Origin of the sequence: Streptomyces sp. NRRL WC-3549, from assembly GCF_000721935.1 — a bacterium.
In the GTDB taxonomy this organism is placed as follows: domain Bacteria; phylum Actinomycetota; class Actinomycetes; order Streptomycetales; family Streptomycetaceae; genus Streptomyces.
In genome coordinates, this window is the sequence record NZ_KL585394.1 from 213,485 (window position 1) to 228,083 (window position 14,599).

The window sequence follows — 14,599 nt, forward strand, 5'->3', positions numbered from 1 at the left end:
CGCCGCCGCGGCCTCCTCGGCGGCCTGCGCCTCGGAGGCGGGCGCGTCCCCGGTCCGCGTCAGCTCCTGGGCGAACGCCCCGTCGACCAGCACGGCGTCCTTCGGCGCTATCGAGGTGAGCCGGCTGGCCAGGTTCACCGTCGTACCGAAGACGTCGCCCATGCGGGTGGTGACCGTACCGAACGCGATGCCGACCCGCAGCGCGGGCATCGTGGTGTCCTGGGCCATCGCCTCGACCAGCCGCAGGGCGATCTCGCCCGCCGTACCGGCGTCGTCCGCGGCGAAGAGGACCTCGTCGCCGAGGGTCTTGATGAGCCGGCCCCCGTGCGCGGCGACCAGGTCGGCCGACGTCGTCTCGAAGGCCTCGACCAGTTCGCCGAGCTCCTCCTCCTCCAGCCGCCGGGTCAGCCGGGTGAAGCCCACCAGGTCGGCGAAGCCCACGGCGAGGCGCCGGTCGACCATCTCCTCGTCGTCCGCGGCCTGCACGACCCGGCCCGTCGCCGCGGCCAGCTGCCGCCGCCACACGTACACCAGGAACTCCTGGAGCTCGGGCAGGAGCAGCTCGACCAGCGGATAGGTGACCTCGGTGCGGGTCATACCGGGCTCGGGGGGCTCGGTCAGCCCCTCCAGGAACGAGTCGATCTGCCACTCCGCGAGCCGGGCCGTGGTCTGCCCGGTCGACCGGGCCACCTGGATCGCCATCGGCTCGCTGAGCAGCCCGGCCTCCACCAGACCGGCCAGCCGGCGCAGCGCCAGCACGTCGGCCTCGGTGAGCGCCTTGGCCTGGCCGATGTCGGCGAAGCCCATGGCCCGCCAGAACCGGGACGCCAGGTCCATGGAGACGCCGGCGGTCCGGGCCGCCTGGAAGGGCGTGTAGCGGCGGTCGGCGCCCAGGATGAGGGCTTCCAGCCTGATGGCCAGGGGGTCGTCGGTCGGTTCCGCCGTGTGGTCGACCTCGTGGTGCGGGGTGGAATGGACCGAGGAATCCGGCGGGGGGTCGGTGCCCTCCCCGGAATTCGTGTCGTCGACGGTCACCGGCCGCCTCCTGCCCGTTCCCTGGCCACTGCCCTGCCGATCTGTCGCTGGATCGGCCCCAACGATACGGCAGGTGTGCCTTGGCTCACGTCCGCGGCCGCCCGGACCGGGTGCCGTCCGGGGTGACATCACCCGTATGTGGGGGCCCCGAACGCGCCGGGCGCGCGCCCCGCGCGGACCGCCACCCGGCACGGAACGGCCCGCGCGGGCCCGCGCCGCGGAAGCAGCCGGGCCCGCCGGGGCGACCGGATCGCCGGGGCAGCCGGGCCCGCCGGACGCGCCGCCCCCGCCGGTCAGGCCGGCCCGGCGGTTTCAGGTGAGCCCGCCCTCCACACCGCGCAGGTGCACGATGTCGCCGGCCGAGACGGGCTCCTGGAGTCCGTCGTCGGTCGCCAGGACCAGTCGGCCGTCGCCGTCGATCGCGACCGCCTCCCCCACGACCGACCGGTCCCCGGGAAGCTCGGCCCGCACCGGCCGGTCCAGCGTCGCGCAGCCGGCCGCGTACGCCGCCTGGAGCCCGCTCTCGGCCGCGTCGCCGTCCGCGTCGCGCCAGCGCCCGTACCACTGCTCCAGGGACCGCAGGACGGCCCGCAGCAGCGTCTCCCGGTCCGTCGAGGCCGCTCCGGCGAGCGCCAGCGATCCGGCGTGCGGGGCGGGCAGCTCGGCGGCGCGCAGGGAGACGTTCAGGCCGATGCCGACGACCACGCCGTCCCCGGCGCGTTCGGCGAGGATGCCGCCGGTCTTGCGTTCCGTGCCGTCCACGGTGACCAGGAGGTCGTTGGGCCATTTCAGCGCCATGTCGACGCCGGCCGACTGCGCGAGCCCGGTGGCCGTGGCGACCCCGGCCAGCAGCGGCAGCCACCCCACCGCTCGGCGGGCACGTCGCCGGGGGTGAGGTGGACCGAGAAGAAGAGGCCGGAACGGGGCGGCGCCGACCAGCTCCGGTCGAGCCGCCCCCGGCCCGCGGTCTGCTCCTCGGCGACCAGCACCGCGCCCTCGGCCAGTCCGCCGGCGGCCCGTGCGGCGAGGTCGGAGTTGGTGGAGCCGGTCGCCTCGACGACGTCGAGCGAGCTCCACAGGCCGCCGGGTCTGAGCAGTCCACGCCGCAGCACGGCGGCGTTCAGGGGCGGCCGGTCGAGGTCCGACCAGCGGTTGCGCGGAGCGTCCGGAGGAGTCATGAAACCCAGATTAGGTGTGGCCAACGACGCACTGCCGAACCGTATCCCCGCCGATACGCTACGGACCAGTAGTCCACAGGAGCCGACGAGCGGGTAGCCGTCGAGCACATACCGGTCCAGCACTTCCACTGGATGTACCAGCCGTCCCCGTGACCAGGCAGGGAGCCGCCACCCGATGTCCGAGCCGCAGAGCGACATCCACACGACCGCGGGCAAGATCGCCGACCTCCGGCGGCGTATCGACGAGGCCACGCACGCAGGTTCCGCACGTGCGGTCGAAAAGCAGCACGCCAAGGGAAAGTTGACCGCGCGCGAACGCGTCGAGCTGCTGCTCGACGAAGGTTCCTTCGTCGAGCTGGACGAGTTCGCCCGGCACCGGTCGACCAATTTCGGCATCGAGAAGAACCGCCCGTACGGCGACGGCGTCGTCACGGGCTACGGCACGGTCGACGGCCGCCCCGTCTGCGTCTACTCGCAGGACTTCACGATCTTCGGAGGCTCGCTCGGCGAGGTCTACGGCGAGAAGATCGTGAAGGTCATGGACTTCGCGATGAAGACCGGCTGCCCGGTCATCGGCATCAACGACGGCGGCGGCGCCCGCATCCAGGAAGGCGTGGCCGCGCTCGGGCTGTTCGCCGAGATCTTCCGCCGCAACGTCCACGCCTCGGGGGTCGTCCCGCAGATCTCGCTGATCGTCGGACCGTGCGCGGGCGGCGCGGTCTACTCCCCCGCGATCACCGACTTCACGGTGATGGTCGACCAGACCTCGCACATGTTCATCACCGGGCCCGACGTCATCAAGACGGTCACCGGCGAGGACGTCGGCTTCGAGCAGCTGGGCGGCGCCCGGACCCACAACACCACCTCCGGGGTGGCGCACCACATGGCGGGCGACGAGAAGGACGCCATCGAGTACGTCAAGTCCCTGCTGTCCTACCTGCCGTCGAACAACCTCTCCGAGGCCCCGGCCTTCCCGGAGGAGGCCGATCTGGCGGTCACCGACGAGGACCGCGAGCTCGACACCCTGATCCCGGACTCGGCGAACCAGCCGTACGACATGCACACCGCCATCGAGCACGTGCTGGACGACGGCGAGTTCCTGGAGACGCAGGCGCTGTTCGCGCCGAACATCATCACCGGCTTCGGGCGGGTCGAGGGCTATCCGGTCGGGGTGGTCGCCAACCAGCCGATGCGGTTCGCCGGGTGCCTGGACATCGACGCGAGCGAGAAGGCCGCCCGTTTCGTGCGGACCTGCGACGCGTTCAACGTGCCGGTGCTGACCTTCGTGGACGTGCCCGGCTTCCTGCCCGGCGTCGACCAGGAGTACGGCGGCATCATCCGACGCGGCGCCAAGCTGATCTACGCCTACGCGGAGGCCACCGTCCCACTGATCACGGTGATCACCCGCAAGGCGTTCGGCGGGGCGTACGACGTCATGGGCTCCAAGCACCTGGGGGCCGACCTGAACCTGGCCTGGCCGACCGCGCAGATCGCGGTGATGGGCGCGCAGGGCGCGGTGAACATCCTGCACCGCCGCACGATCGCCGCCGCCGAGGACCCGGACGCCACCCGCGCCGAGCTGATGGCCGACTACGAGGGCGCGCTGCTCAACCCGTACGTCGCGGCCGAGCGCGGATACGTCGACGCGGTGATCATGCCGTCCGACACCCGGGCCCACCTGGTGAAGGGGCTGCGCCAGCTGCGGACCAAGCGCGAGGCGCTGCCCCCGAAGAAGCACGGCAACATCCCCCTCTGACCGCCATCGCCGAACCCACCGGGAGCCACCATGATCAAGGTCGTACGGGGCAATCCGACCCCAGAGGAGCTGGCCGCCGCCCTCGCGGTGGTCAGGGCGCGCGCGGCGGCGGCCACCGCCGTGCCGTCCGGCCCCCCGCTGCCGCCCGAGCAGTGGTCGGACCCCGGCCGCATCGCCCGCCAGGGGACGCGCCGTCCCGGCCCTCGGTCCTGGGCGCGTACGTACTGGCCCGCCTGACCCGGACGACGGGCCCCGCGGCGCTTGAGTACGCGTACTCAGGCGCCGCGGCCGTACCCGGAGCACCATCGGACCCATGCTGTGGTCCGACCCCGAGAACAAGCCGCCCAAGGAGCTGCGCGACGCCCAGGACATGATGCGTCGCGCGGGGCTGCTGCTCGCGCTGGCCATGGTGGTGGCGATGATCGTCCTGGGGATCCGCTGACACCCGGGCGCCCGGGTGTCCCACGGCGTCCGCCGGGCGTGCGGACGGTCCACGGGCGTCCGCCGGGCGTTCGGGCCCGCCTACGATGGCCGGTATGACTGATCAGCGCCGCCTCGTGCTCGGCTCCGCCTCCCCCGCCCGTCTCGGTCTGCTGCGGCAGGCGGGCTTCGCCCCCGAGGTCGTCGTCAGCGGCGTGGACGAGGACGCGCTCACCGCCGCGACCCCGGGCGAGCTGGCGCTCGTCCTGGCGGAGGCCAAGGCCGCCGCGGTGGCGGAGCGGCCCGAGGCCCGCGGCGCGCTGGTCATCGGCTGCGACTCGGTGCTCGAACTGGACGGTCGGGCGCTCGGCAAGCCCGCCGACGCGAAGGAGGCCACGGCCCGCTGGACGTCCATGCGCGGGCGGGCCGGTGTCCTCAGGACCGGGCACAGCCTCATCGACACGGCGACCGGCCGCACCGCGTCGGCCACCGCCTCGACCACGGTCCGCTTCGGCGAACCGACCGACGCGGAGGTCGCGGCCTACGTCGCCTCGGGCGAACCGCTGCACGTGGCGGGGGCGTTCACCCTGGACGGCCGTTCGGCGCCGTTCATCGAGTCCATCGAGGGCGACCACGGCAACGTCATCGGCCTCTCGATGCCGCTGCTGCGCCGCCTCCTGGGCGAACTCGGCATCTCCGTCACGGAGTTGTGGGCCCGGTAAGGGTCATGCGGCGGCCGGGGCCCCGGCCGTGGAGTCCGGCTCGCGCGACCCGTAGGACACCAGGGTGAGGACGAGCAGCCCCAGGACGGCCATCATGACCGCGAAGGCGGCCCAGCCGACCAGGCCGACCGCGAGCGCGCCGAGTACCCCGTGGACGACCGCGCAGCCTATGAGCGCGATCCTGGCGAGCCGGCCGGGCGCCCGGTCCCGTACCGCCGCCACGAGCGGTATCAGCCCGCACAGCACCAGCAGGACGCCGGAGAGGCCGCCGAGCACCCAGGTACCGGTGGACATGGCGTCCGGGTCCACACCGGCCAGGGACATCCGCTGGTTGCCGACGACCGTCGCGAGGACCGCGTTGACGAGCACGATCCCCACGGCCTCCCCGAACAGCACGATCGCGGTCACCACGGCCACAGTCCTGCGCACCACGGCGCCACCCCCTGTTACCTGCAGTACGTGCGGACAGCGCGGACCTTACTCATGGGTAATGCATCGGACAAGGGGTCGCGCGCCGCTCATGCGCCCCACGCGCCGCCGTCACCCCTGACACGCGCTTCCTGCGCGCCTGCTCCCCACCGCCTCGCCCCGGCGGCAAAGTTTCCCTCGACCGTTCGTAGGGAGTCCACAAAGAAACGCCACGCGGGGTTGACCGTACGAACAGAGACTTGGACCACACCTCGTGGCTACTGTGCGGTCAAGGGTCCCGGCGTACCGTGGTGCGACAAGGGATTTCACGACTCGAGCAAGCCTCGAATCACACTCCGTGTGGGCAAGTTCACCATTGGGGACGGGTCGTACGGCCGTGTCGGTAGTCCCTAAACTCAGCTTGTTCTCAAGGAGGGAGTCATCGTGCGCAAGGTGCTCATCGCCAACCGTGGCGAAATCGCTGTCCGCGTCGCTCGGGCTTGCCGGGATGCCGGAATCGCCAGCGTAGCCGTCTACGCCGATCCGGACCGGGACGCTCTGCACGTCCGCGCGGCCGATGAGGCGTTCGCTCTGGGCGGTGACACCCCGGCCGCCAGCTACCTGGACATGGCCAAGGTGCTCCAGGCCGCCAAGGACTCCGGGGCGGACGCGATCCACCCGGGCTACGGCTTCCTGTCGGAGAACGCCGAGTTCGCCCAGGCCGTGCTGGACGCCGGTCTGACCTGGATCGGCCCGCCGCCGCAGGCGATCCGGGACCTGGGTGACAAGGTCGCGGCCCGGCACATCGCCCAGCGCGCCGGCGCCCCGCTGGTGGCCGGCACCGCCGACCCGGTGTCCGGGGCCGAGGAGGTCGTGGCCTTCGCCGAGGAGAACGGCCTGCCGATCGCGATCAAGGCGGCCTTCGGCGGCGGCGGGCGCGGTCTGAAGGTGGCCCGCACCCTGGAGGAGATCCCCGAGCTCTACGACTCGGCGGTCCGTGAGGCGGTCGCGGCCTTCGGGCGCGGCGAGTGCTTCGTGGAGCGTTACCTGGACAAGCCCCGGCACGTGGAGACCCAGTGCCTGGCCGACACCCACGGCAACGTCGTCGTCGTCTCGACCCGTGACTGCTCGCTGCAGCGCCGCCACCAGAAGCTCGTCGAGGAGGCGCCCGCCCCCTTCCTGAGCGAGGCTCAGAACGCCGAGCTGTACCGGGCGTCGAAGGCGATCCTGAAGGAGGCCGGCTACGTCGGCGCCGGCACGGTCGAGTTCCTCGTCGGTCTGGACGGCACGATCTCGTTCCTGGAGGTCAACACCCGTCTCCAGGTCGAGCACCCGGTCACCGAGGAGGTCACCGGCCTCGACCTGGTGCGCGAGATGTTCCGCATCGCCGACGGCGAGGAGCTGGGGTACGACGACCCGGCCGTGCGCGGTCACTCCTTCGAGTTCCGTATCAACGGTGAGGACCCGGGCCGCGGCTTCCTGCCCGCGCCGGGCACCGTCACCCTCTTCGCCCCGCCGACCGGTCCCGGTGTCCGGCTGGACGCGGGGGTCGAGTCGGGCAGTGTCATCGGCCCGGCGTGGGACTCGCTGCTGGCCAAGCTGATCGTGACCGGCGCGACCCGGCAGCAGGCGCTGCAGCGGGCGGCGCGGGCGCTGGCCGAGTTCACGGTCGAGGGCATGGCCACGGCCATCCCCTTCCACCGTGCGGTCGTCGTGGACCCGGCGTTCACCTCGGACCCCTTCCGGGTCCACACCCGGTGGATCGAGACCGAGTTCGCCAACGAGATCAAGCCGTTCACCGTGCCTGCCGAGGCGGAGGCGGACGAGGACTCCGGCCGCGAGACCGTCGTCGTCGAGGTCGGCGGCAAGCGCCTGGAGGTCTCCCTGCCCTCCTCGCTCGGCATGAGCCTGGCACGCACCGGCCTGGCGGCCGGAGCGAAGCCCAAGCGCCGCGCGGCGAAGAAGGCCGGCTCGGCCGCCTCGGGCGACACCCTGGCCTCGCCCATGCAGGGCACGATCGTCAAGATCGCGGTCGAGGAGGGCCAGGAGGTCAAGGAAGGCGACCTCGTCGTCGTCCTCGAGGCCATGAAGATGGAACAGCCCCTCAACGCCCACCGCTCCGGCACCGTCAAGAGCCTCGCCGCGACCGTGGGTACCTCGGTCTCCTCCGGCGCCGTGATCTGCGAGATCAAGGACTGAGCGGCCCCGCCTCACCACCCGGCCGCCCGGCCGCCCGACCGCACGCGTCCGCGTGCCCGACGGCGGCCGGGCGGTCGGTGGCATCCTGGACCCGGAGTGGACACCAGGAGGGCAGTGCGATGGCGACGAGCAGTACGACGGGCACGCGGGCCCCGGCCCGCCCCATGCGCGCCGACGCGCGCCGCAACTACGACCGGCTGCTCGGCGAGGCCCGTACGTCGTTCGCGGAGCACGGCACGGACGCCTCGCTGGAGGACATCGCCCGGCGCGCGGGCGTCGGCATCGGCACCCTGTACCGGCACTTCCCCAACCGGCACGCCCTGATGAACGCGGTGTTCCAGGAGGCGCTGACCGCGCTGCTGGCCCGCTCCCGGGAGTTGGCCGGGTCCGAGCAGCCCTGCGTCGCGCTGGTGGAGTGGCTGGGCGCGCTCGTGAGCCACGCGGGAGAGTACCGCGGCCTGGCTCAGGCCCTCATGTCCGCATCGGCGGACCGCACCTCCGCCCTGACCCAGTGTCACGTACCGCTGCGACAGGCGGGCGCCCTGCTGCTGGAGCGGGCCAAGGCCAACGGCGCCGTACGGGCGGACGTCTCGATCGACGACCTGTTGCAGCTGACGAACGCGATCGCCCTGGCGGCGGAACAGACCCCGGCGGACCCGGACCTGGCCAACCGCCTGCTGCGCCTCACCCTCCAGGGGCTACGCGCCGAGCCCTGAGCCGGATGTCCGGCGGGCGCGCTCCCCCCGCGCCCCGTCTACCGGCGCCGGAGATCCGCCACCCGGGCCCGCTCCCCGGGCCCCTCCGCCAGGGACGCGCTGCGCAGCTGCGGCCCGAGGCCGGCCGGGCCGCCGCCGCCCGGGTGCGTACGCCGCTGGCCCGGCAGCGGCATCTCACGGCGCGGCCGGTGCCCCTGCACCGGCCCCTCGCCACCGCCCTCCGAGTCCGGCCCCGCGACCGTGATCTCGACGCCCTGGTCCGCCAGGGCCTGCAGCTCGGTGGCGGCCCGTTCGTCGTGGGCCGGCGGCTCGTCGGTCACCAGGCGGGTGATCAGCTCCGTGGGCACGGTCTGGAACATGGTGTCGGAACCGAGCTTCGTGTGGTCCGCCAGGACCACCACCTCCGCGGCGGCCTGCACCAGCGCCCGGTCCACGCTCGCCGAGAGCATGTTGGACGTGGACAGCCCGCGTTCCGCGGTCAGTCCACTCCCGGAGAGGAACGCCCGGGAGACCCGCAGCCCCTGGAGGGACTGCTCGGCCCCGCTGCCCACGAGCGCGTAGTTGCTCCCGCGCAGGGTGCCACCGGTCATCACCACTTCCACCCGGTTGGCATGGGCCAACGCCTGGGCGACCAGCAGCGAGTTGGTGACCACGGTCAGTCCGGGGACGCGTGCGAGCCGGCGGGCCAGCTCCTGCGTGGTCGTACCGGCACCGACCACGACGGCCTCGCCCTCACCGACCAGTCCGGCGGCCAGGTCGGCGATGGCCGTCTTCTCCGCGGTGGAGAGATGGGATTTCTGCGGAAAGCCGGACTCCCGCGTAAAACCGCCCGGCAAGACCGCACCGCCGTGCCGGCGGTCGAGGAGTCCTTCTGCCTCCAGCGCCCGCACGTCCCGCCGTACGGTCACTTCCGAGGTCTGGACGACGCGGGCGAGCTCACGGAGCGATACCGCCCCGTTGGCGCGCACCATTTCGAGGATCAACTGACGACGTTCTGCAGCGAACACGGAACTGACAGTAACCTGACCGTGGGTTGCTTTTCAGCAGTTTGCGCCGAATAACAGAAGTTGTACATGGACGGGGCCTCCCAGTGGTATAGGAGGCCCCGCCGTCGTTCAGGAGTCGTCCGGGAGCGGTCGCGGGCCTGACGCCCGTCGTCCGGCGGGCCGCCGGAGACCGGGCGGTCCGCCGACCGCGCCTACGCCTCGCCCGCGCCCTTGCGGGTGTGCAACTGCCGGGCCACTTCGGCGATCGATCCCGACAGGGACGGGTACACGGTGAAGGCGTTCGCGATCTGCTCCACCGTCAGGTTGTTGTCGACCGCGATCGAGATCGGGTGGATCAGCTCGCTGGCGCGCGGCGCGACGACGCAGCCGCCGACGACGATCTCGGTCCCCGGCCGGCAGAAGATCTTGACGAAGCCGTCCCGGATGCCCTGCATCTTGGCGCGCGGGTTGCGCAGCAGCGGCAGCTTCACCACGCGGGCGTCGATCCTGCCCGAGTCGACGTCGGCCTGGCTGTAGCCGACCGTGGCGATCTCGGGGTCGGTGAAGACGTTGGCGGAGACCGTCTTGAGGTTCAGCGGGGTCACCGCGTCGCCGAGGAAGTGGTACATGGCGATACGTCCCTGCATCGCGGCGACCGAGGCCAGCGCGAAGACGCCGGTGACGTCACCGGCCGCGTACACCCCGGGGGCGCTGGTACGCGAGACGCGGTCGGTGCGGATGTGCCCGGAGTCCTTGAGCTGGACCCCGGCCTCCTGAAGGCCCATGCCCGCCGTGTTGGGGATCGCGCCGACCGCCATCAGGCAGTGCGTGCCGGAGATGACCCGGCCGTCGGCCAGGGTGACCTCGACCCGGTCACCGACGCGCTTGGCGGCCTGGGCCCGGGAGCGGGCCATGACGTTCATGCCGCGGCGCCGGAAGACGTCCTCCAGGACGGCGGCGGCGTCCGGGTCCTCGCCGGGCAGCACCCGGTCGCGGGAGGAGACGAGGGTCACCCGGGAGCCGAGCGCCTGGTAGGCGCCGGCGAACTCGGCGCCGGTGACGCCCGAGCCGACCACGATGAGCTCCTCGGGGAGCTCGTCGAGGTCGTAGACCTGGGTCCAGTTCAGGATGCGCTCGCCGTCCGGCTGGGCGTCCGGGATCTCGCGGGGGTGGCCGCCGGTCGCGATCAGGACGGCGTCGGCGGTGAGCCGCTCCTCGCTGCCGTCGGCGGCGGTCACCACGACCTGGCGGGAGCCGTCGGCGGCCTGGAGCCCTTCGAGCCGGCCACGGCCGCGCATGACGCGGGCGCCCGCGCGCGTCACGGAGGCGGTGATGTCGTGGGACTGCGCGAGCGCCAGGCGCTTGACCCTGCGGTTCACCTTGCCGAGGTCCACGCCGACCACGCGCGCGGCCTGCTCGTTGTACGGGGTGTCGTCGGCGACGATGATGCCCAGCTCCTCGTAGGAGGAGTCGAAGGTGGTCATCACCTCGGCCGTCGCGATCAGGGTCTTCGAGGGCACGCAGTCGGTGAGTACCGAGGCCCCGCCGAGGCCGTCGCAGTCGACGACGGTCACCTCCGCGCCGAGCTGGGCGCCCACCAGTGCCGCCTCGTAGCCGCCGGGGCCGCCGCCGATGATCACGATCCGGGTCACGAAAAGTCCGCCTCGCGTGGTGTCATCCCGCGGCCGTCTGCCGCCCCGGCCGGGGGTCCGGGGGATCGCCCCGGGGTATGCAGTACGTAGTTCATTGTCCCGCACCCCCCGACCCGCTTCGCCCCGGGGCCCTCCATCCGGGAACGCGCCCGGTCCCGCCTCCGCGTTCCGGCCCCGGCACGCCGGTCGGGACCGTGCCTCCGGCCGGCGGAACCGGGCGTGTTCCCCGTCGCCTCCCGTACCCTCGACCCATGTCGCTCTACGCCGCGTACGCCGGCAACCTCGACGCGCGGCTGATGACGCGCCGCGCCCCGCATTCACCGCTGCGCGGCACCGGCTGGCTGAACGGCTGGCGGCTGACCTTCGGCGGGGAGCAGATGGGCTGGGAAGGCGCCCTGGCCACGGTGGTGGAGGCACCCCGGTCCCAGGTCTTCGTCGCGCTGTACGACCTGGCGCCGATGGACGAGGACTCGATGGACCGCTGGGAGGGTGTCGGCCTCGACATCTACCGCCGCATGCGGGTGCGCGTCCACACCCTGGACGGCGAGGAACCGGCCTGGATGTACGTGCTGAACGGCTACGAGGGCGGTCTGCCCTCCGCCCGGTACCTGGGCGAGGTGGCGGACGCCGCCGAGTCCGCGGGTGCCCCGCACGACTACGTGATGGGCCTGCGCAAGCGCCCCTGCTGACCCGCCCGGAGGCCGCCCGGCGCGGCGCTTCTGTACGAACGCACGAACAGGTCGCGCCAGACTCTGGACCCGCACATCTACGCGCGTAGGGAATCAGCGGTTACCCTCATCCGCGTGAACGCATCAGTTATTCCGGACCACATCCAGGGCGACCCGCACGCCGCCGCCGCCGACGCCGCCGCCCGCCTGCGCGAGCTGACCGGCGCCGAGACCCATGACGTCGCCCTGGTGATGGGCTCCGGCTGGGCCCCGGCCGGCGATGCGCTCGGCACGCCCGAGACCGAGTTCCCGGTGACCGCGCTCCCGGGGTTCCCCGCTCCCGCGGTGGAGGGGCACGGCGGGAAGATCCGCTCCTACCTGATCGGTGGGAAGCGCGCGCTCGTCTTCCTCGGCCGCACGCACTACTACGAGGGCCAGGGCGTCGCCGCCGTCGCCCACGGTGTCCGTACGGCGGTCGCCGCGGGCTGCCGGACGGTCGTCCTGACGAACGGCTGCGGCGGTCTGCGCGAGGGCATGCGCCCCGGTCAGCCGGTCCTCATCAACGACCACATCAACCTCACGGCGGCGTCCCCGATCGCCGGCGCCAACTTCGTCGACCTGACCGACCTGTACTCGCCGCGGCTGCGGGCCCTGTGCCAGGAGATCGACCCGACGCTCGAAGAGGGCGTCTACGTGCAGTTCCCCGGCCCGCACTACGAGACCCCGGCCGAGATCAACATGGTCCGCGTCATGGGCGGCGACCTGGTCGGCATGTCCACCGTGCTGGAGGCCATCGCGGCCCGCGAGGCCGGTGCCGAGGTGCTGGGCATCTCCCTGGTCACCAACCTGGCGGCGGGCCTGAGCGGTCAGCCGCTGAACCACGAGGAGGTCCTCCAGGCCGGACGGGACTCCGCCACCCGGATGGGCTCGCTGCTGGCTCGGGTCCTGGACCGGATCTGACCTCGGCGGACGACGCCCCTCCGGCACCCGGGCCCGCCGGGCCCGAAACCCAGCCCGTCCGGCGACTGACGGCGCCAGGGGCCGGGGGCGGCGGCCCCCGGTTCCGGGAAGGGGCGGGGAGGGGACGAGCCCGCGCAGCGCCACCCCTGTCCCGCCCCGCGCCCCCGCACCCACCCCCATCCCACCCGCACCCCCGAGAGGCGGACCCGTGCAGCAGGACCTCATCGCCCGCGCCCAGACCTGGCTGGCCGAGGACCCGGACCCGGAGACCCGCGAGGAGCTCGCGGCCCTCCTCGCCGCCGGGGACCACGACGCCCTCGCCGAACGCTTCGCCGGCACCCTCCAGTTCGGCACGGCCGGACTGCGGGGCGAGATCGGCGCGGGCCCGATGCGGATGAACCGTTCCGTCGTCATCCGCGCCGCCGCCGGCCTCGCCGCGTACCTGAAGGCGCACGGCGACTCGGGCGGTCTGGTCGTCATCGGCTACGACGCCCGCTACCTACGACGCCCGCTACAAGTCGGCCGACTTCGCCCGCGACACCGCCGCCGTGATGACCGGTGCGGGCCTGCGCGCCGCCGTACTCCCCCGCCCGCTGCCCACCCCGGTCCTCGCGTACGCCATCCGGCATCTGGGGGCCGTCGCGGGCGTGGAGGTCACCGCCAGCCACAACCCCCCGCGTGACAACGGCTACAAGGTCTACCTCGGCGACGGCTCGCAGATCGTGCCCCCGGCCGACGCGGAGATCGCCGCGGAGATCGCGGCGGTCGGCCCGCTGGACGGCGTACCGCGCCCGGAGAACGGCTGGGAGGTCCTCGGTGACGAGGTCCTGGCCGCCTACCTCGCCCGTACCGACGCCGTCCTCGCCCCCGGGTCGCCCCGCACCGCGCGGACCGTCTACACCGCGATGCACGGCGTCGGCACCTCCGTCCTCACGGCGGCCTTCGCGCGGGCCGGCTTCCCCGAGCCGGTGCTCGTCGCCGAGCAGGCCGACCCGGACCCGGCGTTCCCGACGGTGGCGTTCCCCAACCCGGAGGAGCCGGGCGCCATGGACCTCGCCTTCGCGACCGCGCGCCGGGCGGAGCCGGACCTGGTCATCGCCAACGACCCGGACGCGGACCGCTGTGCCGTCGCCGTCCCCGACCCGTCGGCCGGGGGCGGCTGGCGGATGCTGCGCGGGGACGAGGTCGGCGCGCTGCTCGCCGCCCACCTGGTGGGCCGGGGCGTCACCGGGGTGCTCGCCGAGTCGATCGTGTCCTCCTCCCTGCTCGGCCGGATCGCCGAGAAGGCGGGCCTGGGCTACGAGGAGACGCTGACGGGCTTCAAGTGGATCGCCCGGGTGGACGGGCTGCGGTACGGCTACGAGGAGGCGCTGGGCTACTGCGTCGACCCGGAGGGCGTACGCGACAAGGACGGCATCACCGCCGCGCTGCTCGTCGCCGAGCTGGCCTCCGTCCTGAAGGAGCGGGGCCGCACGCTGCTCGACCTGCTCGACGACCTCGCGCTGGACCACGGGCTGCACGCGACCGACCAGCTCTCGGTGCGGGTCGAGGACCTGAGCGTCATCGCGGACGCCATGCGCCGGCTCCGCGAGAACCCGCCGGCCGCGCTGGCGGGCCTGCCCGTCACCTCGGCCGAGGACCTGGCCCGGGGCACGGACCGGCTGCCGCCCACGGACGGTCTGCGGTACCAGCTGACCGGCGCCCGGGTGATCGTCCGCCCGAGCGGCACCGAGCCGAAGCTCAAGTGCTACCTGGAGGTCGTGGTACCGGTCGCGGACAGGGACGGACTGCCCGAGGCGAGGGAGACGGCCGCGAGCCTGCTGTCCGGCATCAAGCGGGACCTGGCGGCGGCCGCGGGGATCTGACCGTCTCCGGTGCGGCGGGTCGCCGCGGCGGCCC

The 14,599-nt window shown here is 73.1% G+C and carries 12 protein-coding genes and 2 pseudogenes; 9 read left to right on the forward strand and 5 right to left on the reverse strand.

Going from position 1 to position 14,599, the window contains the following annotated elements:
* Positions 1 to 1,035 (reverse strand): adenylate/guanylate cyclase domain-containing protein (locus IH13_RS0111700; protein WP_031083583.1); only part of this gene is annotated, 1,035 nt, incomplete at its 3' end.
* 312 nt (positions 1,036 to 1,347) lie between these two features.
* Positions 1,348 to 2,213, reverse strand: a pseudogene (locus IH13_RS37260) (biotin--[acetyl-CoA-carboxylase] ligase).
* A gap of 175 nt (positions 2,214 to 2,388) precedes the next feature.
* Here IH13_RS37260 and IH13_RS0111710 point away from each other — a divergent pair.
* The 4 genes from IH13_RS0111710 (at position 2,389) to IH13_RS0111725 (ending at position 5,111) form a co-directional block, all read left to right on the forward strand.
* Entirely contained in the window at positions 2,389 to 3,969 is a 1,581-nt protein-coding gene (locus tag IH13_RS0111710; RefSeq protein ID WP_031083585.1) for an acyl-CoA carboxylase subunit beta, read from the forward strand.
* Between the two features lie 30 nt (positions 3,970 to 3,999).
* On the forward strand, positions 4,000 to 4,206 hold the full coding sequence (locus IH13_RS0111715; RefSeq protein ID WP_031083587.1) for an acyl-CoA carboxylase epsilon subunit: 207 nt from the start codon (positions 4,000 to 4,002) through the stop codon (positions 4,204 to 4,206).
* Between the two features lie 76 nt (positions 4,207 to 4,282).
* Positions 4,283 to 4,411 (forward strand): morphogenic membrane protein MmpB, encoded by a 129-nt coding sequence (mmpB, locus tag IH13_RS45525; protein ID WP_267883843.1) that lies wholly within the window; start codon positions 4,283 to 4,285, stop codon positions 4,409 to 4,411.
* A gap of 85 nt (positions 4,412 to 4,496) precedes the next feature.
* Positions 4,497 to 5,111 carry a nucleoside triphosphate pyrophosphatase gene (locus tag IH13_RS0111725; RefSeq protein WP_031083588.1) on the forward strand — a complete coding sequence of 205 codons (615 nt, stop codon included), beginning with the start codon at positions 4,497 to 4,499 and terminating at the stop codon, positions 5,109 to 5,111.
* A gap of 3 nt (positions 5,112 to 5,114) precedes the next feature.
* Here IH13_RS0111725 and IH13_RS0111730 read toward each other — a convergent pair whose 3' ends face one another.
* On the reverse strand, positions 5,115 to 5,540 hold the full coding sequence (locus tag IH13_RS0111730) for a hypothetical protein (protein ID WP_031083590.1): 426 nt from the start codon (positions 5,538 to 5,540) through the stop codon (positions 5,115 to 5,117).
* 423 nt (positions 5,541 to 5,963) lie between these two features.
* On the opposite strand from IH13_RS0111730, the gene IH13_RS0111735 reads away from it, so the two are divergent.
* Both IH13_RS0111735 and IH13_RS0111740 read left to right on the forward strand, forming a co-directional pair.
* Complete coding sequence (locus tag IH13_RS0111735) at positions 5,964 to 7,718, forward strand: acetyl/propionyl/methylcrotonyl-CoA carboxylase subunit alpha (protein ID WP_031083591.1); 1,755 nt, start codon at positions 5,964 to 5,966, stop codon at positions 7,716 to 7,718.
* A gap of 119 nt (positions 7,719 to 7,837) precedes the next feature.
* On the forward strand, positions 7,838 to 8,434 hold the full coding sequence (locus IH13_RS0111740; protein ID WP_031083593.1) for a TetR/AcrR family transcriptional regulator: 597 nt from the start codon (positions 7,838 to 7,840) through the stop codon (positions 8,432 to 8,434).
* A gap of 38 nt (positions 8,435 to 8,472) precedes the next feature.
* Here the strand turns inward: IH13_RS0111740 and IH13_RS0111745 are convergent, their stop codons facing one another.
* Together IH13_RS0111745 and IH13_RS0111750 are read right to left on the reverse strand one after the other, a co-directional pair.
* Positions 8,473 to 9,441, reverse strand: coding sequence for a DeoR/GlpR family DNA-binding transcription regulator (locus IH13_RS0111745; RefSeq protein ID WP_082317573.1), 969 nt, complete (start codon positions 9,439 to 9,441; stop codon positions 8,473 to 8,475).
* A gap of 191 nt (positions 9,442 to 9,632) precedes the next feature.
* Positions 9,633 to 11,072, reverse strand: coding sequence for an NAD(P)H-quinone dehydrogenase (locus tag IH13_RS0111750; protein ID WP_031083598.1), 1,440 nt, complete (start codon positions 11,070 to 11,072; stop codon positions 9,633 to 9,635).
* Between the two features lie 251 nt (positions 11,073 to 11,323).
* Here IH13_RS0111750 and IH13_RS0111755 point away from each other — a divergent pair, with 251 nt between their 5' ends.
* The 3 genes and pseudogenes from IH13_RS0111755 to IH13_RS37265 all read left to right on the forward strand — a co-directional run bounded on the left by IH13_RS0111755 (position 11,324) and on the right by IH13_RS37265 (position 14,565).
* Positions 11,324 to 11,761, forward strand: coding sequence for a gamma-glutamylcyclotransferase family protein (locus IH13_RS0111755; protein WP_028439081.1), 438 nt, complete (start codon positions 11,324 to 11,326; stop codon positions 11,759 to 11,761).
* 114 nt (positions 11,762 to 11,875) lie between these two features.
* Complete coding sequence (locus IH13_RS0111760) at positions 11,876 to 12,700, forward strand: purine-nucleoside phosphorylase (RefSeq protein ID WP_031083600.1); 825 nt, start codon at positions 11,876 to 11,878, stop codon at positions 12,698 to 12,700.
* A 208-nt stretch (positions 12,701 to 12,908) separates the two neighbouring features.
* Positions 12,909 to 14,565, forward strand: a pseudogene (locus IH13_RS37265) (phospho-sugar mutase).
* Positions 14,566 to 14,599 lie beyond the last annotated feature (34 nt).